The 22,057-nt window shown below is 58.2% G+C and carries 23 protein-coding genes; 17 read left to right on the forward strand and 6 right to left on the reverse strand.

Going from position 1 to position 22,057, the window contains the following annotated elements; translation table 11 throughout:
* Positions 1-102: 102 nt before the first annotated feature.
* The 5 genes from ACFFFR_RS11755 (at position 103) to ACFFFR_RS11775 (ending at position 2,309) form a co-directional block, all read left to right on the forward strand.
* Complete coding sequence (locus tag ACFFFR_RS11755; protein ID WP_377460685.1) at positions 103-693, forward strand: type II secretion system F family protein; 591 nt, start codon at positions 103-105, stop codon at positions 691-693.
* Positions 690-1,253 carry a type II secretion system F family protein gene (locus tag ACFFFR_RS11760; protein ID WP_377460687.1) on the forward strand — a complete coding sequence of 188 codons (564 nt, stop codon included), beginning with the start codon at positions 690-692 and terminating at the stop codon, positions 1,251-1,253. The genes ACFFFR_RS11755 and ACFFFR_RS11760 overlap by 4 nt, the downstream gene beginning before the upstream one ends.
* A gap of 75 nt (positions 1,254-1,328) precedes the next feature.
* Positions 1,329-1,502, forward strand: a complete 174-nt coding sequence (locus tag ACFFFR_RS11765) for a DUF4244 domain-containing protein (RefSeq protein WP_377460689.1) — start codon at positions 1,329-1,331, stop codon at positions 1,500-1,502.
* Between the two features lie 26 nt (positions 1,503-1,528).
* A complete protein-coding gene (locus ACFFFR_RS11770; protein ID WP_377460691.1) occupies positions 1,529-1,936 on the forward strand; it encodes a TadE family type IV pilus minor pilin in 408 nt (135 codons plus the stop codon).
* 13 nt (positions 1,937-1,949) lie between these two features.
* Entirely contained in the window at positions 1,950-2,309 is a 360-nt protein-coding gene (locus ACFFFR_RS11775; RefSeq protein WP_377460693.1) for an Rv3654c family TadE-like protein, read from the forward strand.
* On the opposite strand, the gene ACFFFR_RS11780 is transcribed toward ACFFFR_RS11775, so the two are convergent.
* Together ACFFFR_RS11780 and ACFFFR_RS11785 are read right to left on the reverse strand one after the other, a co-directional pair.
* Positions 2,214-4,622, reverse strand: coding sequence for a DNA 3'-5' helicase SftH (locus ACFFFR_RS11780; RefSeq protein WP_377460695.1), 2,409 nt, complete (start codon positions 4,620-4,622; stop codon positions 2,214-2,216). The two genes, ACFFFR_RS11775 and ACFFFR_RS11780, sit on opposite strands and share 96 nt — an antisense overlap.
* Positions 4,609-5,310 (reverse strand): GNAT family N-acetyltransferase, encoded by a 702-nt coding sequence (locus tag ACFFFR_RS11785; RefSeq protein ID WP_377460697.1) that lies wholly within the window; start codon positions 5,308-5,310, stop codon positions 4,609-4,611. Before ACFFFR_RS11785 ends, ACFFFR_RS11780 begins: the two co-directional genes overlap by 14 nt.
* 167 nt (positions 5,311-5,477) lie before the next feature.
* Between ACFFFR_RS11785 and trhO the strand changes: the two genes are divergently transcribed.
* Positions 5,478-6,380, forward strand: coding sequence for an oxygen-dependent tRNA uridine(34) hydroxylase TrhO (gene trhO / locus ACFFFR_RS11790; protein WP_377460699.1), 903 nt, complete (start codon positions 5,478-5,480; stop codon positions 6,378-6,380).
* A gap of 74 nt (positions 6,381-6,454) precedes the next feature.
* On the opposite strand, the gene ACFFFR_RS11795 is transcribed toward trhO, so the two are convergent.
* A complete protein-coding gene (locus ACFFFR_RS11795) occupies positions 6,455-7,726 on the reverse strand; it encodes an MFS transporter (RefSeq protein ID WP_377460700.1) in 1,272 nt (423 codons plus the stop codon).
* Between the two features lie 171 nt (positions 7,727-7,897).
* On the opposite strand from ACFFFR_RS11795, the gene ACFFFR_RS11800 reads away from it, so the two are divergent.
* From ACFFFR_RS11800 to ACFFFR_RS11830, 7 genes are all read left to right on the forward strand, one after another.
* The gene (locus ACFFFR_RS11800) at positions 7,898-9,508 is read left to right on the forward strand and encodes a DUF7059 domain-containing protein (protein ID WP_377460704.1); all 1,611 of its coding nucleotides are present in this window, start codon (positions 7,898-7,900) and stop codon (positions 9,506-9,508) included.
* Positions 9,509-9,547: 39 nt separating this feature from the next.
* Positions 9,548-10,162 carry an ArsR/SmtB family transcription factor gene (locus tag ACFFFR_RS11805; protein ID WP_377460706.1) on the forward strand — a complete coding sequence of 205 codons (615 nt, stop codon included), beginning with the start codon at positions 9,548-9,550 and terminating at the stop codon, positions 10,160-10,162.
* Between the two features lie 41 nt (positions 10,163-10,203).
* Complete coding sequence (topA, locus tag ACFFFR_RS11810) at positions 10,204-12,984, forward strand: type I DNA topoisomerase (RefSeq protein ID WP_377460708.1); 2,781 nt, start codon at positions 10,204-10,206, stop codon at positions 12,982-12,984.
* A 3-nt stretch (positions 12,985-12,987) separates the two neighbouring features.
* Positions 12,988-14,058 (forward strand): Ppx/GppA family phosphatase, encoded by a 1,071-nt coding sequence (locus ACFFFR_RS11815; RefSeq protein WP_377460709.1) that lies wholly within the window; start codon positions 12,988-12,990, stop codon positions 14,056-14,058.
* A 5-nt stretch (positions 14,059-14,063) separates the two neighbouring features.
* Positions 14,064-14,855, forward strand: a complete 792-nt coding sequence (locus ACFFFR_RS11820) for a sugar phosphate isomerase/epimerase family protein (protein ID WP_377460711.1) — start codon at positions 14,064-14,066, stop codon at positions 14,853-14,855.
* 27 nt (positions 14,856-14,882) lie between these two features.
* A complete protein-coding gene (gene proC / locus ACFFFR_RS11825; RefSeq protein ID WP_377460713.1) occupies positions 14,883-15,701 on the forward strand; it encodes a pyrroline-5-carboxylate reductase in 819 nt (272 codons plus the stop codon).
* A gap of 201 nt (positions 15,702-15,902) precedes the next feature.
* The gene (locus ACFFFR_RS11830; protein WP_377460714.1) at positions 15,903-17,090 is read left to right on the forward strand and encodes a glycosyltransferase 87 family protein; all 1,188 of its coding nucleotides are present in this window, start codon (positions 15,903-15,905) and stop codon (positions 17,088-17,090) included.
* A gap of 10 nt (positions 17,091-17,100) precedes the next feature.
* Here the strand turns inward: ACFFFR_RS11830 and ACFFFR_RS11835 are convergent, their stop codons facing one another.
* Genes ACFFFR_RS11835 through ACFFFR_RS11845 form a run of 3 tightly spaced genes read right to left on the reverse strand, consistent with a single transcriptional unit; the run spans position 17,101 to position 19,920 of the window.
* Positions 17,101-17,856, reverse strand: a complete 756-nt coding sequence (locus tag ACFFFR_RS11835) for a DUF4232 domain-containing protein (RefSeq protein WP_377460715.1) — start codon at positions 17,854-17,856, stop codon at positions 17,101-17,103.
* Complete coding sequence (locus ACFFFR_RS11840; RefSeq protein WP_377460716.1) at positions 17,853-18,518, reverse strand: potassium channel family protein; 666 nt, start codon at positions 18,516-18,518, stop codon at positions 17,853-17,855. The genes ACFFFR_RS11835 and ACFFFR_RS11840 overlap by 4 nt, the downstream gene beginning before the upstream one ends.
* Positions 18,511-19,920, reverse strand: coding sequence for a TrkH family potassium uptake protein (locus ACFFFR_RS11845; RefSeq protein WP_377460718.1), 1,410 nt, complete (start codon positions 19,918-19,920; stop codon positions 18,511-18,513). The genes ACFFFR_RS11840 and ACFFFR_RS11845 overlap by 8 nt, the downstream gene beginning before the upstream one ends.
* 71 nt (positions 19,921-19,991) lie before the next feature.
* Here ACFFFR_RS11845 and ACFFFR_RS11850 point away from each other — a divergent pair, with 71 nt between their 5' ends.
* The 4 genes from ACFFFR_RS11850 to ACFFFR_RS11865 all read left to right on the forward strand — a co-directional run bounded on the left by ACFFFR_RS11850 (position 19,992) and on the right by ACFFFR_RS11865 (position 22,051).
* On the forward strand, positions 19,992-21,194 hold the full coding sequence (locus tag ACFFFR_RS11850) for an acetoin utilization protein AcuC (protein ID WP_377460719.1): 1,203 nt from the start codon (positions 19,992-19,994) through the stop codon (positions 21,192-21,194).
* 129 nt (positions 21,195-21,323) lie between these two features.
* Positions 21,324-21,533 carry a helix-turn-helix domain-containing protein gene (locus tag ACFFFR_RS11855; RefSeq protein WP_377460721.1) on the forward strand — a complete coding sequence of 70 codons (210 nt, stop codon included), beginning with the start codon at positions 21,324-21,326 and terminating at the stop codon, positions 21,531-21,533.
* A gap of 78 nt (positions 21,534-21,611) precedes the next feature.
* The gene (locus tag ACFFFR_RS11860) at positions 21,612-21,710 is read left to right on the forward strand and encodes a 30S ribosomal protein bS22 (protein WP_019174583.1); all 99 of its coding nucleotides are present in this window, start codon (positions 21,612-21,614) and stop codon (positions 21,708-21,710) included.
* 74 nt (positions 21,711-21,784) lie between these two features.
* Positions 21,785-22,051, forward strand: coding sequence for a glutaredoxin family protein (locus tag ACFFFR_RS11865; RefSeq protein ID WP_377460723.1), 267 nt, complete (start codon positions 21,785-21,787; stop codon positions 22,049-22,051).
* Positions 22,052-22,057: the final 6 nt, after the last annotated feature.

Here is a 22,057-nt window from a genome sequence, read left to right on the forward strand (position 1 = left end):
ATGGCCACCTTCATGCTGATTGGTCAGCACCGACATCAGCACTCAGTCTTTTGCCGGGACAGGCACGCACTAAGGCGAGAGGGAAGGGTTTCAACACTTCCGGTGCAAAATCGTTTGGAAGCGATCAAGAACAAACTCAACCGCAAGCACATCCACCGGTTGGTGCACCGACAGCAATTTTTGCGCCAGTTGGCTGCGTTACTGAAAGCCGGCAGGCATAGCCAGCAGTTGTGGGAAGAACTGTCCGAACTCTACAACCGTGCTGACAAGGACGGTGTCACAGAGATTCATCAGTTTGTGGAACAAGCTGGATCACTCAGCAATCGTGGCGAAAATCCGGCTGAGGCTTTCCAAGAGCAGTGGCCTTGGTTGGCAAGTTGCTTCCGGATGGCAGCCGGACAAGGAATGCAGCTGGCGGACTTGTTGGAGCGTTACAGCAACCACGTGCAAGAAGACCAGAGCCTTGACGAGCTGATCGTGGTCGAAGCAGCTGGGGCCAAGATGACGCAACGGTTACTACTCCTTTTACCGTTCGGCGGCATTGGCATGAGTTTGTTGCTGGGCGTCGACGTGGTGGGCATCTATTTCGGTCACCCGCTGGGGCTCCTGTGTCTGGTTCTAGGGGCGGTACTGAGTTTGTTGGCGGCACGGACGAGCAAACGCATCATCGCAGAAGCGGGGCGGCGACAATGATCATCCCGGCCGCAGTGCTCTGCGCGAGCATCAGCGTGTACCTACTCGTGTTGCGCAAGGAACCGAACAAGAGTCGACGCAAGCGCCCGCACGAGAACTCAACACGAGACGCGCACATTCCACAGCTGACACTTTCTGATGCCGCTCTGACACTGGAGATGATGTCGGCTCTTATCGGATCCGGCGCGAGTCTGACGCAGGCTCTGCGGATTATCGGCGATCAGCAGCGGCAGCTGAGGCCGCTGCAACACGTTGGCAGAAGTCTTGACCACGGTTTGAACTGGCACCAAGCGTGGGAACGCTACACGCCGCACCGCGGTTGGGCTGTGCTGAGTAGGGAACTGAGATTCGTGTACGTATCCTCCGCACCCACCGCGACCATGCTGGTTGCAGCCGCCGCCCAATTGCGTCAGTACGAAAGTCACCACCTCAAAGAACGCGCCCAAGAGCTTTCTAGCAAATTGGTCTTGCCTACCGGCTTGCTGAGCCTGCCAGCGTTCATTTGTTGGGGCATCATGCCGGCGGTGCTGGCACTGTTTGGACGCATCGGAACGGGGTAGGAGGTGAGAGCAGCACTCACGCTTGTGATTACGCAGAACAACAACTTAAATCCGTGCAACTAAGGGAGAACACTCATGCACACATTGTTGAAAGAACTACACGAAGAAGAACTCGGCGCATCTACCGCAGAATATGGGGTCGTGGTGCTCGCCGCGGTCGGTTTTGCCGGGGTCCTGACCCTCGTGCTCTCATCAGACGGGGTCCGCGGCATGCTCACCGAACTCATCCAGCGCGCACTCAACGTCTGAGGGCTACAGAGTTTGAGGATGAAACGATGAACACGACAATGGCCGGAAGTCTCCACCAACCTGCGCGGTCAAACCAGACCCTGGCAGCAGATCATGCAGAGCGGGGCTCTGTCACGGCCGAGTACGCGGTGCTGCTTCCGGTCATTGTCCTCTGTCTTGCCTTGATTCTGGGTGCCAGCAGTGTCGGAATCGAGCGAATAAGAGCCGAAGAAGCCGCCCGGGTAGCAGCCAGAATGATTGCCCGCGGAGATGATCAGAACCAAGCCGCTGCGGCGGCACAAAAGGTCTTCGGCGGCAGCATCTCAATCAGTACGGACACAGCAGCCGAGTTCGTACAGGTGAGTGTGCTCGCCGACTCCACGGTCCCGCTTCTAGGCTGGGTTCTCCCGGCGCACCAAGTCCAAGCCTACACGGTTGCGGAACACCATGACTAGCTTCGAAAGCGCAATGATACTTCCAAGGAGCAGCACCAGAGGTGAACGGGGTTCAGCTACGGTATCGATTGCGCTCGCGGTCACCCTTGCCTTGTTCTTGGTGGCCATAGTCGGTTTATGGATTCAGGCCATTGTGTTGCAAGTTCAAGCTCAAAGGGCGGCGGATCTAGGTGCCCTAGCGGCCGCAGACGCTCATCGTGGGTTGACCGGGCATGCCCCGTGCGCGATTGCCGGGCAGCTTGTCAGCCACAATGGCGCGGAGCTGACCAGCTGCCAGCTAGGGGATCGGAGTGCTACGGTGACCGTTCAACTCTGGTGGTTGCGAGCCGTCTCTCGAGCCGGTGACGTCGCGCTGCTCCGCCAAAGCCAGTAGCCAAGCCACGATCAGCAGGGCACCGTTTTTGTCCAGAGGATGATTTCGGTTCCCACACTTTGGTGATTGCACGCAGGAGGGACAACCGGACTCGCACACGCAACTGTTGATCCGGTCGCGGGTTGCCCGTAACCAACGTTCCAGCCGATGGAAGCCACGTTCGACAAATCCGGCGCCTCCGGTGTGACCGTCATAGACGAACACGGTGGGCTGGTTGGTGTCGGGGTGCAGCGCGATGGAGACGCCTCCAATGTCCCATCGATCACACGAAGCGATGAGGGGCAGCAGACCAATCATGGCGTGTTCGGCGGCGTGCAAAGACCCCGGCACTGATGCCGGATCGATTCGTAACGCGGCCAGGTCCTTGTCCGGGATCGTAAACCAGAAACCGACTGTCTCCAGATGGTGCGGGGGCAGAAGGAGGTCTTCTTCGCCGAGGTTCTCACCGGTGAGTAATGCTTTGCGCTGGAAGGACACCACCTGCTGGGTTACGCGGACCGGCCCTAAGAACACCTCAGCTGAACCGAGCCGGAGCTTCTCGCTGGTCCCGAGAATGCTGATGGAGGTCGTGGAACGAGCTTGGGTGTAATAGTCGGTTGCCTTGCGCTGGACGAACACCATCCGGGATTCCAAATCCAGATCGTGCACCAAGAAGTTCTGTCCTTGGTGCACGTACACGGCACCTGGGTGTGCCTGCGCGTGGGTTTGCCCAGATTCCATGGTTCCGAGCACGGTCCCGTCATCAACGTCGATGATCTGATATTGCCCATCACCGGCCGAACGGAGGGAGATGAAGCTGGCAGGTGGGCGCGGATCCACCCAGAACCATCCGGCTGGCCGTCGCCGCAACAGGCCCTGCTGTTCCAGTTGTTCGACAAGCCCGAGAACTTCTGGCATCCGGTTAGGTGCCAAGGACACGAATTCGCTCAGATTCTCGGTGGTCAAGGGTACCTCGGCGGCAGCTGCGCACAGGTGCGGAGCTAGGAGATGCTTGTTGAACGGATCGAACACCGAGTCTTCCACGGGGGCATCAAAGATCGCTTCTGGGGTGTTCACGAGATAGGCGTCCAGTGGGTCGTCTCCGGCAATGAAGAGCGCGACAGCGCCTTGGCCGGCGCGACCGGCGCGGCCGAGTTGCTGCATGAAGGATGCCCGGGTCCCGGGCCAACCGCTGATCAGTACAGCGTCCATACTGGAAATATCCACTCCCAGCTCTAAGGCGGAGGTACTGGCTACAGCTAGGAGGTCACCCGATTTGAGTTGCTGCTCGAGGTCACGTCGCTCGTCTTTCAGGTAACCGCCGCGGTACGCACGGACTCGCTGCGCCAGATCGGGTCTGAATTCTTCCAGATTGCGTTGGGTGTTCGCTGCGATGGCCTCCACGCCCCGGCGGGAGCGCGCAAAATCTAGTGAACGTATCTGGTTGGCTACAAGATTCGTGAGTAGGTCTGCGGATTCAACGAGGATGGACCGGCGTAGGGGCACCCCACCGTCACCGCGACGATCCGTGACCGGAGGCTCCCACAGCCCGACGGTAACTGGGCCCTTGGCTGAGTGGTCCTTTACGACGGCAGAAGCATCCACGCCGGTCAGCTCGGAGAACATGCTGGCCGGATCCGCGCTGGTGGCTGAGGCGCCAATGAAGGTTGGTTGGGCGTTGTAGTGGGCACAGATCCGTCGCAACCGCCGCAAGACGAGTGCGGTATGGGTGCCAAAAACACCGCGGTAGGAGTGGGCTTCATCGATGACGACGTAGCGCAGACGCTTGAAGAACCGACTCCAACCGGGATGATTCGGTAACATCCCGTGATGCAGCATGTCCGGGTTGGTCAGCACCACATTGGCGTGCTGGCGGATATGGGCGCGCACTTGTTGGTCGGTGTCTCCGTCGTAGCTGGCCGGACGCAGCTCAGGAAATTCTGCTGCTAGCTGGTTGAAGACCGTCAGCTGGTCTGCGGCCAGCGCCTTGGTCGGTGCAAGGTACAGGGCGGTTCCCGCCTCGTGGGCCGCAGCCAAAATTGGTCCCTGATAGCACAGTGACTTACCGGAGGCGGTGCCGGTCGCTACGATCGTGTCGGTTCCGGCCAGGATCAGCTCTAGGGCGTTGCTCTGGTGCAACCACGGCTGCTCGATACGCAGAACCTTTTGCAGTGCACGACGCACGGGTTGCGGCAGGGCTTGTGGCCAAGGCCCGTGTTCACCGGTGCGGGCAGCAAAATGCCGCACCCCTTTGAGCTCGGCAGGGATCCGTTCAAGATTGAACGCTGCTAGCAGGGGCGCGGCATCGGTAAAGCTGGGGCTAGCGTTGGTCATCCGAGTGGGTCAGGTGCTGATCCACAGTCTTGTCCGTACCGAGCACGGACACGTTGCCTAGGGTGGTCCAACCCAAGTAGTGGTACAACAAGAGCCCTTCGGGGGTGGAGATCAACAGGCCCGTGTCAGTGTCATAGTTCAGGGCAGTGGCCGCTAAGGAGCGCATGACGAAAGACCCAAGCCCTTTGCGGCGGTAATTGTCCGAGGTGAAGATCCGGTCGAAGACCGCAACCCCGTCTTCAATGACGACGCGGCCACGGGCGGCCAGTTCACCGGTTTCGGCATCCGTGACTGTGACGATGGCTTGCTGTTCTTCCATCACCTTGGTGTCGACTTCGAAGCCTTCCGGTACCAGCGGATCTTCGACATCATGCTGCGCCATGTCCGTGACCATCAGCTTTTCCCCGGATGCTTGGATACGCAGTGGCTCAGGCAAGGAGAAGCCGTCGAGCTCTTGACCGGACGGGGAGATCACCATGACGGTGCGGGAGGGGTTCTCCGCAACCGTGGCGGCAACGGAGGACAGCTGTTCTTGATCCGGGGAGAGCAGGATGTACTCCCAGTCCCCGGTGGTGTCGGAGCGCAAAGCGGCATGAATGTTGCCTTCGCGGTGGACATCGTAGCCGTGGGAGCGTGCCCATCCGCGGACCCAAGTGCGGACAAGTTCTTCTGTGAGAGTGGTGACCATAACCTTGACCCTATCCAGTTCTGCGCTACGCGGGGTAGTCCGCGCGCTCAATTGTCATCGAATTGTCACTTATGCGGTTCCCCTCCTTTGATATGTGCACAAGCTGGGAACCTGCTGGAAGTTTGGGTCGGATCAGCCGAAGAGCAGAACCAGATAAACTTGATGCCGTGGCTTTGAACCGAATTCTTTTGTACTACCAATTCACCCCGCTTGCCGACCCGGAGGCGGTGCGGCTGTGGCAGCACACTTTGTGCGAGTCGCTGGGGCTGCGTGGCCGGATCATCATCTCCAAGGATGGGATCAACGGCACCGTGGGTGGGGAGCTTAACGCGATCAAACAGTACCGCAAGAAGACGCGGGAGTATGCGCCGTTCAAGTCCATGGAGTTCAAATGGTCTGAGGGCGGTGCCGAGGATTTTCCGCGGTTGTCTGTGAAGGTGCGCGATGAGATCGTTTCCTTCGGTGCACCCGGGGAATTAAAAGTCGACGAGAACGGTGTCATCGGCGGAGGAGTTCACCTCAAACCGGAGCAAGTCCACGAGGTTGTGGACGCGGCGAAGGCTGAAGGTAAAGAGGTCGCGTTCTTCGATGGTCGCAACGCATTTGAAGCCCAGATCGGCAAGTTCAAGAATGCGATCGTGCCGGATGTGGACACCACCCGAGATTTCATCAAGGAGATTGACTCCGGCAAATACGATCACCTGAAAGACCAACCGGTGATCACCTACTGTACCGGTGGGATCAGGTGCGAGGTGCTCTCCGCGTTGATGAAAAACCGCGGTTTTGAAGAGGTCTACCAAATTGACGGCGGCATTGTCCGCTACGGCGAGAAGTACGGTGACTCCGGGCTCTGGGAGGGGTCCCTGTACGTCTTCGACCAGCGCATGCACATGGAGTTCACCGAGGACGCGGTGACCATTGGCAAATGTGTGAACTGTTCGGCGCCGACCAACAAGTTTGAAAACTGTTCCAACCCCTCATGCCGTAACCTACGCCTGTTCTGTGCGGAGTGCGCCCAAGACGAAGAAGCGCTGCGCTGCCCGGACTGCGTTGAGTCGGCACACATCTAAGAGAAGAGTGCCGGGGTAACCGAGCTGTCTTCCTGTGGAAGCACTTCACCGTGTCCAAGAACTACAGGCACGACTCACGCTGTTTCGGGTCTCTGTGTCAGGCCAAGGTAGATCATAAGCCCCACTAGGATCGTTACCGGCCAGATCACGATTGCCGGGATGAGACCCCAAACGGTCCCAATGAGACCACCGACAAGCCCACCGAGTGGCACCACGCCAAAGGTGAAGAGCCTACGTGCACTCGTCGTGCGGCCCAGCAGTTCTGGAGGCGTTAGGTTGGTGGCCCACGAGGTGGTTGCGACGTAGAACGCAACGACGAATACTCCCCAGAGAAGGGACTGTGTTGCGAGTAGGAAGATGGCCCAAAACTGGGATGTAAAGGCCGCAAGCACAACCAAGCAAGCCAGACTCAGCATGATGACTGTTGTCAGCACTGTGATGAAGCGGTGAGAGAATCTTCTACTCATAGCGGGGGCCATCACTGCACCTATGACACCGCCAACCCCACCAAGTGCAGTCAAGTAGCCATACCAGGCCGGACCGAGCTCAAGAAAGCGAATAATCAATATGGGCTCAACGGCAGAGAAGACTGCCAGACCGAAATTCGTGCATGTCGCTAGAACTGTCAGAGCCAGCAACTTGCGATTCGCTCTGATGAAGCCGATTCCTGCCAACGCCCCAGAAAACTTCACGGTGGTCGGGGCTGCCGAGTTCGAGGCGGTAGCCAGGGTTTTGATTGCCCCTGCTGTAACCAGGGCTAGGCCGCCCAGCGTCACTGCAGCTGCTAGTAAGGGTGGAGCGCCCATCACCGCGAAGAGAACCCCAGCTGCGGCAGGAGCGATGATGCCGATTGTTTGGTCGGCAGCCGTCAGCTGAGAAATGAGATTAGTCAGTTTTGCCTGTCCAACTTCTCTATGGGAAATGTCAGCGGCAACACTGACTTGTGAGTTCTCTGTAAACACGTTGCAGATCCCCATGGCCGTGGCCAATGCGATGCCGACCGGGACGCTGAACGAATCTGAGACGACCAAGATGAACAGGGAAACGACGATGGCCACTTTCCCTGCTAAGCCGAACCGGAGCACTCGCAAACCAGTGAAACGATCGACTAAATATCCGGCTGGCACGGAAACGAGGACGAACCCAAGAGTGCCTAAAGCATTCATCAATCCCAGCTCGAAAGCATTAGCGCCAAGCGTGCTGACAAAAATAACGTTGATCAGAAAGTCTGAAAGCGATCGACTCGCAGCATCGGTGCCATTTGACGTAAGCAACAGTCGTTGCTGACGTGAAAGAGGCAGCCCAGAGGGACTGCCGTTCGTGATTTTGTCGATGTCGGGCTCCAATGGTGAACGGGTCTATCGCTACTGTGCCGCAGTAGGACCGGGCGCTGCAAATGCGCAGTCTCTTGGGCATCGACAATGAGGTTCGAAAATTACCCAACCCCCACCTTAGACGGTCGGTACTTCTGCCCCGTTAAACCCCAAACCCTCATACCCCTAAGTAAGATGGAGCCCATGGACGCGCAGTTGTTTTCCCTAGATGCACCTCACAGCGATGACTTAGTGGCGGTTGACGCGCTCGCGGACGCACTGCGCGGCATCGATTATTCCAACGCCGCAATCGAGCAGGTCTTAGGGGCCAGCGCGGCGGACGCACTGGCTGATGACGACCCAGAACCTGCCAGAGTCGCGCTGCTAAACCGCGGGGATGGGCCTATCGAAGTGCTGATCCGGCTGTGGCTGTTGGGCGAAGAAGTCGCCAACGAGGACATTGAACGTGCGCTCCCCGGTTGCGGAGTGACGGGGCTGAAAGCCCTGAACCTGGTTGCGGAATCGTCGCCCGCAACGGTCCGTGCCCTCTGGGATCTGCGGCCCTATGATGTCGATGGTGAACTGCTGTGGATCAGCTCTGACCAGGGCGCAATGCAGCAGCAGGGTCGGCTGCGCGCGGACCACGTGCTGGGGGTCGGACAAGCTTCACTGACGCTCGCGCACGCAACGGTTCGGACACCCGTTGAATCTGCGCTCGATATTGGGACCGGCTGCGGGATTCAGGCGATCCACTTACTGTCGCACGCCGCCACGGTCACCGTCACCGATATATCTGCGCGTGCCTTGAGTTTTGCGCGGTTCAATCTCGCGTTGAACCGGAAAAGCCTGGATTTGGACGAACAGCTCAGCCGGGTCACCTTCCGTCGCGGCAGCCTGCTCGAACCCATCGCCAACGAACGGTTTGATCTGATTGTTTCCAACCCACCCTTTGTCATCACCCCACGCACGGAACGGACCGAAGCTTCCGGCCGGTACGAATACCGGGATGGTGGAGCCGAAGGGGACACGATCGTTGCTGAGCTGATCCGCAATCTGCCGAACCATTTGAACCCCGGTGGGATCGCGCAGATGCTCTCCAACTGGGAAATCAAACAGGGACAACAACTGTGGTACGGGCGCCTGCAGGCATGGGTGCCAGAAGGCGTTTCCAGTTGGGTGGTGCAACGTGATGAGCAGAGTGGCCCGGACTATGCCCGCTTGTGGTTGCGTGATGCCGCCGAAAGCCGGGAAGCCGGCTACTACCGGCAGGGACTGAAGGAATACTTAGAAGACTTTGCTGCCAGAGATGTTCAATCCATCGGATTCGGGCTGGTCCTACTGCAACGGCCAACGACCACTGATCCGGTTTGGCAGCGCTGGGAAGAATACTCCGCTGCACTTAACCCGCCCCTAGGCCCAGCCATTGCCAGCACTGTGGCCCGGATGAATGAATTGGGCGTTAGCGGCGATACGGTGAGCTTCGCACCGGAAACCCTCAACAAGGTTGCCCAGCTGCGCCTGCAACCGGCAACTGATGTCACCTATGAGCAGTACCGGCGGCTGGGCGCCACGGACCCGGAGATCATCATGGTGCGCCAAGGTAGCGGATTCGCACGCGCCCAAGCTGTTTCCTCTGCCGCGGCCGGGTTGGTCGCCGCCTTCGACGGGAGCTACACCGTGGCAGAGCTCATCGCCGGGTATCAGTCTCTGCTTCCGGAAGAGGCCAGAGATAGCTTTGATGCCCAAGCCCTGCTGAGTGAGCTAACTCACCTTTACGTGGACGGTTTTGTGAAGGCCACTGACCTCTCGGTCTAGAATGAGGGCTTAGACACATTTATGGAAGCAGGTGAAGTGGTGACCCAACCTGAAGTGCCACCGCGTGAGCTCGTCCGGATTTCAGACCCGCAAGCAATTCGTGCATTGGCGCACGAAGCTCGCTTGGCCGTCTTGGAAGAGCTATTTTCCGCCCAAACCACACGGACAGCAACGGAGCTGGCCACCCGGTGCGGGCTAACCCCTTCCGCCATGAGCTACCACCTACGAGCCCTAGAGAAATACGGATTCGTGGAACGCGCGGCCTCTGAAGGCGACGGCCGGGAACGGCGGTGGAAGGCAGCCGGTGAGGACATTGTGGTCAAGTCGTTCGGCGAATCCCCAGCGGCCCGGTATACGTTCCTTGATGTCCAAATAAACGCTTTCCGTGAACGAATCCGCAAGGAAATGTTGCGCCGGGATGCCGAAGACGCCAGCGGTCACGGCCCGGACGAAGACCGGGCCCCCGTGTTGACGACAGGGCTGCTGTTCTTAGATGAAGACGCCCGTCAAGAATTTACTGACCGGATGTTCGCTCTGATAGAAGAGTTTGAGAAACGAGCCCCGCAAGAGCAGCGATCGGTCGACGGGGAACGCATGTACTATATGGTATCCATGGTGCCTGATCTGGCCGATCAGCCTGAGAAAGCCGACTAACAACACTGGCGAATGTGCCACGCCAGCCCAAAAGGAGTCACGTGCCACCTAAGGCCAAGATTACCCCTGGGGACGGAACCAAACTGGTCATCGTTGAGTCCCCTGCCAAGAGCAAATCCCTTGCCAAATTCCTCGGCAAAGGATGGGTCGTGGATGCGTCCGTAGGGCACATTCGGGATCTGGCTCAGCCCTCTGAGCTGCCCGAAGACATGAAGAAAGGGCCCTACGGCAAGTTCGCGGTCGACACCGAACACGGTTTTGATCCGTACTACGTGGTCGCCCCCGAAAAAAAGAGCAAGGTCCGAGAACTGAAAGCGGCGTTGAAAGACGCCGACGAACTGTATCTGGCCACTGACTCCGACCGCGAAGGTGAAGCCATTGCGTGGCACCTGAACGAGGTGCTCAAACCTAAGGTCCCGGTGCACCGGATGGCTTTCACGGAAATCACCAAAGAAGGTGTCACCCGTGCCCTCGAGGCCATTCGCGACATCGACCAAGACTTGGTCGACGCCCAAGAAACCCGTCGTGTGCTCGACAGGATCTACGGCTACGAAATCTCACCGGTACTGTGGCGCAAAGTCTCCCGGGGTCTGTCTGCAGGACGCGTGCAATCCGTCGCAACCCGACTCGTGGTCGAGCGAGAACGTGAACGGATGGCCTTCGTAGCCGCCGAATACTGGGACTTGGCCGCCGAGTTCGTCACCAACGACGGTGAAAAGTTCAAAGCAAAACTCAGCTCCGTTGACGGCGCCAGAGTTGCTCAAGGCCGTGACTTCCACGACGACGGCACACTGAAAACCAAATCGGCGCTACATCTGGATGCGGCAGCCGCAGCCGCACTGGCCGCAGCGCTGGAAAATGCCGACTACGCTGTCACCAGCGTTGAAGACAAACCGTACCGTCGCCGGCCGGCCGCCCCTTTCACCACCTCAACCCTGCAACAGGAAGCCAGCCGCAAACTGCGCTTCTCGTCCCGGGTCACGATGCAGGTGGCGCAACGACTGTACGAAAACGGTTACATCACTTATATGCGTACCGACTCGGTCACGCTCTCCCAAGAGGCGTTGAACGCCGCCCGGAAGCAGGCCACCGATCTTTACGGCGGCGACTACGTCCCGGAGAAGCCACGGTTCTACAAGGCCAAGTCCGATGCCGCGCAGGAAGCGCACGAAGCGATCCGTCCCGCCGGTGACCAATTCCGTACACCGAAACAAGTTCAGGGGCAGCTCTCGGCAGACGAGTTCCGCCTTTACGAACTGATCTGGAAACGCACGGTTGCCTCCCAGATGGCGGACGCCGTTGGGTTCACCGCGACGGTCAAGGTCACCGGTGAAGCCAGTGATAACCGGGCAGCAGAGTTCTCCGCATCCGGTACCGTCATCACCTTCCCGGGCTTCCTAGCCGCCTATGAAGAGGGCAAGGACGTTTCCGAGAACGCGGATGAAGAAGCCAAGGAAGCTCGCCTGCCGCAGCTGGCTGAGGGGGAGACCCTTGCCGCCGCCGAGTTGGGTGCCGCCGAACACGTCACCACCCCGCCTGCCAGATACACAGAAGCATCCATTGTTGCGGAACTGGAGAAGCGGGAAATTGGCCGCCCGTCCACCTATGCGCCGACAATTTCCACCATCATGGATCGCGGCTACGTGCGTAAACGCGGCAACGCGCTGGTCCCCAGCTGGACGGCATTCGCGGTCATCCGCCTGCTCGAGGAGCACTTTGGCCGGTACGTGGACTACGACTTCACCGCCCGGATGGAAGATGACCTAGACGCGATCGCCGCCGGTGATCGGGAGCGGACCGCCTGGCTGAAGAACTTCTACTTTGGCGGAGAAGACGCCGAAGGCCTGCACCAAGTGGTGACTGACCTTGGCGATATTGACGCCCGGGCCATCAACTCGGTGCCCATCACAGAGAACATCACCTTGCGGGTGGGCAAGTTCGGCCCCTATCTGGAAAAGGCGCTGCCAGCCGACGCCAAGGAAGGCACCGATCCGGAGCGGGCACCCGTCCCCGAGGATCTGGCCCCAGACGAACTGACCGAAGAGAAAGCGAACGAATTGTTCGCGACCGCGGCGACCCCGGAAAAAGAACTGGGTGAAGACCCACAAACCGGTCGGAAGATCGTGGCGAAAGACGGTCGGTTCGGTCCGTACGTCACCGAAGTCGTCCCGGAGATGACCGAAGAAGAGATCCAAGCATATATGGATGCTCAACCGGTGGAGTACTACAAGAACGGCCGGAAGAAACCGGCTAAGAAACCGCCGAAGGTCAAACCGCGTACTGCCTCCCTGTTCAAGACCATGTCCTTGGACACCATCACCTTGGAAGAAGCGTTGCAGCTACTGTCCCTGCCACGAGTGGTCGGACAGGATGCCGAAGGTGTGGACATCACGGCGCAGAACGGACGCTACGGTCCGTACCTGAAAAAGGGAACCGACTCTCGCTCTCTCACGGATGAAGAGCAGCTATTCACCATCACCTTGGAAGAGGCGCTGGCAATTTACGCGCAGCCGAAGACCCGTGGCCGCAGCGCCGCCAAGCCCCCGTTGGCCGAGTTCGGCACGGACCCGACCAACGAGAAACCGGTGGTGGTCAAGGACGGCCGGTTCGGTCCGTACATCACCGACGGTGAGACCAACGTGACGGTACCGCGAGGGACCAGCGTGGAAGAGCTGACACGTGAGCGTGCCCTGGAGCTTCTAGCGGAGAAGCGGGCTAAGGGCCCGGCCAAGAAGCCTGCCGCGAAGAAAACCACGGCACGCAAACCGGCTGCTAAGAAAACCACGGCACGCAAACCGGCTGCTAAGAAGACAGGAAACTAGAGAATGCGCCTGGGTGTACTAGATATCGGTTCTAACACCGTCCACCTCCTGCTGGTGGACGCACACCCGGGCGCACGCCCAACACCGTACGCCTCACATAAGCGCTCACTGTCGCTGGTGCGGTATTTGGACGCCGAAGGCAACATCAACGAAGAGGGCCAGCGGGAGCTGATCAACTTCATCCAAGAAGCCAAAAGTTTCGCCGCCGAACGCAAAGTCGAAGACCTGTTGGCCTTCTGTACCTCGGCGATCCGCGAATCTCGCAATGGCGACCACGTGATCTCGCTGGTGGAAAATACCACCGGGATCCAGATTTTTGAGCTCTCCGGTGTCGAAGAATCCGGTGTCACCTTCTTCGCGGTGCGTCGTTGGTTCGGTTGGTCTGCCGGACAGATCCTGAACTTCGATATCGGTGGCGGTTCGTTCGAAATCGCTGTCGGCGTTGATGAGCTGCCCACAGTAGCCGCGTCCATCCCCTTGGGCGCTGGCCGGCTGACCAGAGACTGGCTACCGGGGGACCCGCCGAATCACAAGGACATCAAGGCGCTGCGCAAATACATTCGGAGCACCCTGAAAGAGGCCTACCAAGAGTTCGCGCCAGAGTTGGCTCCGACCCTGATCACCGGCAGCTCGAAGACCTTCCGCTCGCTAGCGCGGATCACCGGGGCCGCCCCGTACGAGGACGGCCCGTATGTGCCGCGCTACCTGCAGTTGGAAGACCTGAAACTGTGGTCGAACCGAATCGCCGCCATGACCTACGAAGACCGCGCGAGCCTGCCTGGGGTTTCCGTGGAACGTGCGGGTCAATTGTTGGCCGGGGCTATGGTTGCCGAACAAGCCATGGACATTTTCAAGATCGACCGCCTACAGATCAGCCCGTGGGCGATGCGTGAGGGCCTGATCATGCGGCGCCTAGATTTCTTGGTCTATGACGGCTTCTTCAACATGCAGCCGTGTCTGGTCGACTCACGTTCACCGCTAGAACACCAAGCTATGGAACAGTTACGGGAAAGCTCATCCTTGCATCCTAAGATGTTGGAAGATGCCAGCCACCAGAACGGTGCCCAGAACTAAAGACCATGAAACCAATTCCTGTAACTCTCGCAACCTCCTCCGTGTATCCGTTAAGCGTGCACGATGGCTTCGCTATCGCCGCTGACCTGGGCTACGACGGAGTCGAGGTCATGGTGACCAACGCGCCGACGTCGCAGGATCCCGACGCGTTAAATGAACTGGCCTCCCGGTACAACCAGCCGGTGTACTCCATTCACGCGCCCACCCTGCTGCTGACCCAGCAGGTCTGGGGTGGGGCATGGAATAAGATCCTGCGGTCGGTGAAATTGGCTGAACGCGTGGGGGCTGAAGTGGTGGTGGTTCACCCACCGTTCCGCTGGCAAAGCGAATATGCTTCCCAGTTCCGGGAAGGCATCAAGGAGCTCATGCACCGCTCCGGCATCAAGATTGCAGTAGAGAACATGTACCCGTGGAAAGCCGGGGGACAAGAAGCACGCATGTACCTACCGCACTGGAGTCCTATTGACCGGGACTACGAACACGTGACCTGGGACTTCTCACACGCCGCGATCGCCGGAGTGGATTCCTTGGAAGCTTTCCAGAAACTGCGCGAGCGGCTCGCCCACGTGCACTTGACCGATGGGTTCCCGAACGGCCGCGACGAACACTTGCTCCCCGGATATGGCTCACAACGGTGTGCCGCCGCCATGGAGTGGCTGGGCGATTACCACCGAACCCACGGTTACGACGGGGTCGTTTGCCTAGAGGTTTCCACCCGCAAGGCAAAGAACCCCGGCGAACGGGAAGAGTGGTTGCGCTACTCATTGGACTTCGCGCACACTCACCTTGGCCAGTAGCACCCCATCCGAAAGGAACACCGGATCGTGAAGATCGCGTTTTTGGGCCTAGGATCCATGAACGGGTCCATCCTGCATGGCCTGCAGCAAGCAAACCTTCCCAACACGACTTTCGTGGCGACCTGCCACTCGGAAGCCAGCGCAGCGCGGGCAGCTGAAACCTACCAGATCACGGTTGAGGCATCCGGTGTGAACCCGGACGCAAACCTGGCTGCCATTGAAAGCGCTGACGTTGTGTTGATCGGTGTCAAACCGGCTCAGGTGACCGGGCTGCTCTCTGAGATCGCCGAAGACCTAGAACCAAAAACGATTGTGGTCTCGGTGGCTGCGGCCGTGACGGTCGCTCAGATGGAAGCGGTTTTGAAGCCCGGCCAGCCTGTCGTGCGTACCATGCCCAACACACCGACTCAGGTTGGCGCAGGTGTCATTGGTCTTTGTGCCGGAACCAACACCAACGCAGAGCAGTTGAAGTCGGTGCAGGAGCTGCTGGATCAGGCAGCACAGACGGTGGTCGTTGATGAGGCCCAGATGGATGCGCTCACCGGAGTCTCAGGGTCAGGACCGGCCTACGTCTTCCACTTCGCGGAGACCCTCATCAAAGCCGGTGTGGAAGCCGGCCTAGATGAGCAGACCGCTCAAGAACTCGCCATTGGTACCATCGCCGGTGCGGCTAAAATGCTGCAACAAGACAATGCTGATCCGGAAAACTTGCGGGTTGCTGTCACCAGTCCGAACGGCACCACGGAGGCGGCATTGAGACAGCTCGCACCAATGGGGGAACTGGTTGAAAAGGCGGTACTGGCAGCCCGCGATCGTGCGGCGGAGATCAGCGCGGAGCTAGACTAAGCCCAATCCGATTCACGGTTGATGTTGTATGCTGAAACCAGCCTTCCCCCCCTGCGCAACTTGTTTCTTAGCTTCGGGTGTGGAATGACCACTCTGTAGAAATGCTGAGATAATTTGAAACTGCCTACCCCCCCGCGAAACGTTGATGCTAGGTTTGCCATCCGTTTCGGGCTCGCTGTTTGCCTATCTGCGCTCGTTGGGATGTTGTATTCTGCAGAGTTTGATCTGAGGGTCTATTATCACGGAGCGCAAGTCGCGCTGGGATTGGACCCAAACGATCTTTATGCGCCTTACCTCGGGCCGATCCATGATCCAGGTTTACCCTTCACGTACCCGCCTTTTGCAGCGTTGGCCTTTATTCCCCTAGCTCTTGTGCCATGGGAAGTGGCCAGCTGGTTCTCGGCGATTTTCACACTGTCAGCCGCTTTCGTGATCGCCAAAGATCTTCTACGACGGACTATGGGACTTGTTGGAGAGCGATTGTGGTGGATCGCGTTGGCGTGGGGCATAGGTGTTTGCGTGGTGTTAGCACCTTGGAGGGACTCCCTCTGGTTCGGGCAGATAAATCCACTCCTAATGCTTGTCTGCTATGTGGACCTCGCTGGTCTGATGCCCCGTGTTCCGCGGGGGTTGCTCATTGGTCTATTCTCAGGTATCAAGTTGGTACCGCTGGCATTAGGGTTATTCTTTCTTGCCCGGGGCATGTGGCGCGCAATCCTTTGGTTGGGGGCTGGATTCGGTGGCACAGTTTTGGTCGGCTGGCTACTTCTACCGAACGAATCTAGCTCCTATTGGTTCTCGGTCCTTACGGATCCTGCCCGGGTGGGTTCTCTTGGGTATCCCGACAATATTTCTATCCGTGGTTTGTTAGCGAGAACCCCAGCAGCCGACGACAGCTCTCTCATCTGGCTTACTATAGTCTTGCTTCTTTGCGGCGTTACGTACGTTGTACTTAGACGACGGAAAACTCTCGAATACGATTTGTCTTCTATTTATCTTGTGGCTTCATTGATGTTGTTGATTTCTCCAGTCACTTGGAGCCATCATGCCGTCTGGGTCTCCCTCCTGATTCCAATGAGTTTTCTCATGCTCAGGACGTACCCTTGGAGATTTTCGGAGAGTCTAACGTTTGGTGTGACAGCATTGCTGCTCGTGGTCATGGTACTCGGGCCAAAACGGATCGTGTGGATGCTCGGCTCGCACGCGAATCTGGGGACAACATGGCAATCGGTGGTGGCGGGTCAGACTGTCACGGGGTTGTTACTCATCGTGCATCTTGCTATCGCATTTACTTCGGTAGCGATGGTTTCACCGACGACCAACCAACCACTGAGCCTTTTGGGACGCAGTAATGGGCACTCGTCCAAGGGGAGCCAACAGCAGAGCTAGAAGAGCTCGACTAAGCCGCTTTCGCCTTAGCCGGGGGAGTGGCGAGATTCCACTGTCCGAGACGAAGCTTCGTCCCGGAGCCCAGATCATGGAGCGGGTCGGCGCCCCAGTCGTAGCGCGGGTAGTGCGGGAAATTTGGGTGTCGGCCGGCATCCTGCCCGGGCGGAGAGAATAGTGCGGCGTCCATACCCGGGCCAAACTGGACCGCAAGTGCGGTGGCGTGGTTTTCTTCTGATCCCGCCAGTGCCCCGGTCCACATTAGGTCGGTCCACGCCTGCTCGTTTGGTTCCAAAACGATAGTTCTTGGTGTGGTTGGCTTGCCGTTGATATCGATACTTGTGTGTTCGAGTTCAACCTTCAGCCGGAGTCCGTCCGATCCCACGACTCCTAGGCCAGGGTGAGGGGCGAGCGCAGATCCGCGCGTGCTGACGTTAGTGGCCACCAACTGGGTGAACCTGCTGCCGGTAGCTGCGTCGAAACTGCCTAAATTCAGCTGTATCTGGTCGGGACTGCAGTAGTTCGGAGCGGATTCGCCGGAAGCGCTGAGCTGCACAATGGAATTGATTTGTTTCTGGCTAAGTTCAGACAGCGGTATCGCGGCATCCGAACCGGGGTAGGTCAGACGTTCCTGACCAGTTTCATCCGTGGGTTCAGCACTGGGCTCCTGCTGTGGGAAGAAGAAGTTTTGAGTGAGCAGAAAAACCGTAGCCAGCAGGAGCAGACCGATGAGAACGCCCTTGGCCCGATTCTTGCGTTGCACGGTCATGGTCTAGCGGCGAATCGCTCTAGCAAGTCCACGTGTCCGGAGACAATCAACACGTCGCGGCTGGTCACTTTGGTGTCGGACTGCGCGTAGGTGAAATCTTCCCCGGGCGACTTCACCCCGACAACCGTGACACCATACTTGGACCGCACTTGGGATTCGGCCAAGGTGAAACCTTGGGTTTCTTTAGGCGGATGCATTTTCACGATGGCAAAGTCGTCATCAAATTCAATGAAGTCCAGCATCCGTCCGCCAACAAGGTGTGCAGCCCGGACGCCGGCATCATGTTCGGGGTAAATGATGTGGTTAGCACCAATACGCCGCAGGATTTTGCCGTGGGCCGGCGTGATGGCCTTAACCCAGATGTCTTTCACACCCAAGTCCACTAGGTTGACAGCGATCAACACGGAGGATTCGATTGAGGTTCCGACACCAACAATGGCGGTATCGAACTCCTGAGCGCCGAGCTGACGCAACGCTTCGATGTCGGTCGCGTTGGCTTCCACGACGTAGGTGAGCCGACCGGACCAGCGCTGAACAATCTCCGGATCCCGTTCGACTGCTAGCACCTCTTTGCCCTGCCGGGTCAGCTGTTCGGCAACAGCCAGACCAAACCGGCCAAGACCAATCACCAGAAACGGCTTGCGGTTTTCTTTCTCAGCCAATGATCGGCCTTTCTTCCGGGTAGCGGTACATGGTGCGGCGTTGGCGCATGGCCAGGGCGGACGCAAAGGTAATCGTACCCAAGCGACCAAAGAACATCAGGGCAGTCAGCACGTATTTGCCTGAAGGTGGCAATTCAGCTGAGAACCCGGTGGACAACCCACACGTGCCGAACGCGCTGATCGCTTCGAAAAGTGGCCGCTGCAGGGTTTCACCGCTGATGGTCGTCAGCGCCAAGGTCCCGACCAAGACCATGGTCGAACCCAGTGCCAGTACGGCGACGGCAACACGAATGGCGCCTTGCGGCAAACGTCGGTGATAGGCGGTGGCATCTTGGGAACCGCGGGCCTCGGCCACAATGGCCAGCACGATCACGGCAAAAGTGGTCACTTTGATACCACCGGCCGTGGAGGCCGCGCCACCACCGACAAACATCAAGGCATCCGTGAGTAGCAAGGTTTGCGGTAGCTGTTCATTGATGTCGACGATATTGAAACCAGACGACCTGGCGGCCGTGGAAGCAAATAGTGACAAACCGATTTTCTCAATCAGAGGTTTGTCTCCCATGGTGGCTGGGTTGGACCACTCAAAAAAACCGTACGCTAGGGCCCCGAGCACGAACAGGATCAGGGTAACTTCTACCGTCATGCGGGTATGTAGATTCCACCGGCGCAGGTCCCAGCGGTACTTGAGTAGAACCATGATGACGGGGAAACCCAGGCCCCCAATCATCACGGCAATCGCGATCACGGTGGAGATATATGCGTCATTGCCGAAATCGGCTAGACCGTTTGTGTGGGACAGGAACCCGGCGTTATTGAAAGCGGAGACGGCATAGAAGAGCCCATGCCAGAGACCTAGCCAGAAGTCTTTTTCCAAGGCTATGAAGCGAGGCGTCATGGCGAGCATGATGAGCGCTTCGATCACCAAAGTGGTCGTGATGACCACGCGAATCAGTGCGCCGGTTTCACCCAAGCGACCGGTGGTCATACCTTCTTGGGCGATGAGTTTCTGTTTTAGCCCCAGCTGCTTGCTGACGCTCATCGTCAGCATGGTGGCCACAGTCAGAATACCCAAGCCACCGACTTGCACACCGCAGAGCAGGATGATCTGACCTAAGAAAGACCAGTGATCGGCGGTATTCACCGTGCTGAGGCCCGTCACAGAGACTGCTGAGGTTGCCACAAACAGCGAGTCATGAAACGGGGTAATAGTTCCATCCGCCGATGAGAACGGCATCGTCAACAGGACAGCGAAGAACAGGGTGATCAGCAAGAAGATCAGCAGCGCGCCACGTGCCGGAGAATCACTGAATACAGCGGTGATCCGGGCACGCCAACTCATGGGCTGGACCGGAGATTTCTTGATCCGAAACCCGAGGGGAGTCAATACGCGCTGCGGCATAACACCAATTCAACCATCTTCGTGCTGTAACAGTGCCGTTCTGCAGGCCGAACCACGTAGTCTAATCAGTGATGAAGGTACAACCTGACCAGAAGATTCCGACCACAGTGCTGTGGGACGAAGCCTACTTGGCCTACAAATTCAGTGAAAGTCACCCGATGGCCCCTAAGCGGTTGGATATGACCGCCCGGCTAGCTGAAGACCTAGGCCTCTTTTCTCTGCCGCAAATCAGTATCGAAGCCCCCTACGTTGCTTCGGATGAGGAACTGGCTTGGGTGCACGAACCGGAGTACGTGCAAGCCGTGCGGGACGCGTCCGCAGGCAAGTTTGAGTCCATGCCCGAACGCGGATTAGGCACAGAAGACGACCCAATCTTCCCGGCCCTGCATGAGGCGTCGGCCCGTATCGGGGGCGGATCACTCGTGGCGGCCGAACAAATTCTGTCCGAAAAATCTGCCCGTGCCGTGAACTTTGCCGGCGGGATGCATCACGCAATGCCGGAAAAAGCCGCAGGATTTTGCGTGTACAACGATGCAGCCATGGCGATCCACCGGATGCTCGACGCCGGTGTCCAACGCGTGGTCTATATCGACATTGACGCCCACCATGGTGATGGGGTCGAGCGCATGTTCTGGAATGAACCGCGGGTGCTGACCATCTCCGTGCACGAAACTGGGCTTTCGCTCTTCCCAGGCACCGGATTCGCCAATGAGATTGGTGGCCCCGATGCGCTGGGATCTGCCGTTAATCTGGCTTTGCCGCCGGGCACCGGAGATGGGGCATGGTTGCGGGCCTTTCACGCGATCGTGCCGCAATTAGTGCGAGCGTTTGAGCCAGAAATTATCGTCTCTCAGCACGGCTGTGATTCCCACTCCCAAGATCCGCTCACGAACTTGGAGCTGAGTGTGGACGCTCAACGGCAAGCCGCTATCGATATCGGACAACTCGCCAAAGAGGTCTGCGAGAACCGGTGGCTGAGTTGTGGTGGGGGCGGTTACAACCCGGTTGCGGTGGTCCCACGCAGCTGGGCGCACCTGATCGCAGTCACAGCGGATGAGCCACTGCCCGTCACGGTCGAAACACCCGAGCGGTGGCGCCGCTACGTCAAAGAGGCCTACGGGGTAGAAGCCCCGGAAAAAATGGGTGACGACGTAGATCTGTGGTGGCGCTCATGGGAAGTCGGGTACAACCCGAACGATGACGTGGACCGGACCATCATGGCCACCCGCAAAGAAGTCTTCCCCCTGTACGGTCTTGACCCATGGTTCGACTGATGCAGATTACGGTGAAAACTTTCACTTTCGCAAAAGTCTCGTTACAGTAACAATGGGGGAACCGCCGGTGGCGGTGTCCGCCCTATTTTGATGCCGGGTGATCTTCACTCATGGTGGTAAAGGAAATGCATGACTAAGGGGATTAACTACTCTGAAGCCCGTTTCATGACGGTCGCAGAAGTAGCCGAACTGATGCGGGTCTCAAAGATGACGGTCTACCGCTTGGTGCACTCCGGTGACCTCCCCGCGATCCAATTCGGTCGCTCCTACCGAGTCCCCGAAAATGCTGTCCACGAGTACATCCAACAGGGCATCAACCAGCAGCGCAAACAAGCCTGATTTCATCATTCCGGCGGTTATCGCGGTAGGATGTTCAAGAAGATTTTGTGTAGCCTTCACCAATCGTAAGGATGACCTATGGGTTCAGTAGTTAAAAAACGCCGCAAGCGCATGTCCAAGAAGAAGCACCGGAAGCTGCTTCGTAAGACTCGCCACCAGCGTCGTAACAAAAAATAATTGCGTGATCAGGTGGGGGCCACTGAAAGTGGCTACCCACCTTTTTGCCGTTTAAGAGCGTATTGTAAAGAGCTATGTCGATTACTTCTCCTGTTGTCCTGCTGAGCAAAGATGGTTGCCACCTGTGCGCGGATGCGGCCGCCGAGCTCGCTCCGGTCTGCGAAGAGTTCGATTTGCAGCTGTCGATCGAACAGCTGGATGACCACCCTGAACTTGTCGAACAGTACTGGCAAATGCTGCCGGTTCTTCTGGTGGACGGTGTCCAGCGAGACTTCCTAAAGATCTCCCCGGACCGGGTCCGCAAACTCCTTTCCGCACGGTCCAGCGCCAACCAGAACTAGCCGTAG

This window comes from Micrococcoides hystricis (assembly GCF_042434215.1).
Taxonomy (GTDB): domain Bacteria; phylum Actinomycetota; class Actinomycetes; order Actinomycetales; family Micrococcaceae; genus Micrococcoides; species Micrococcoides hystricis.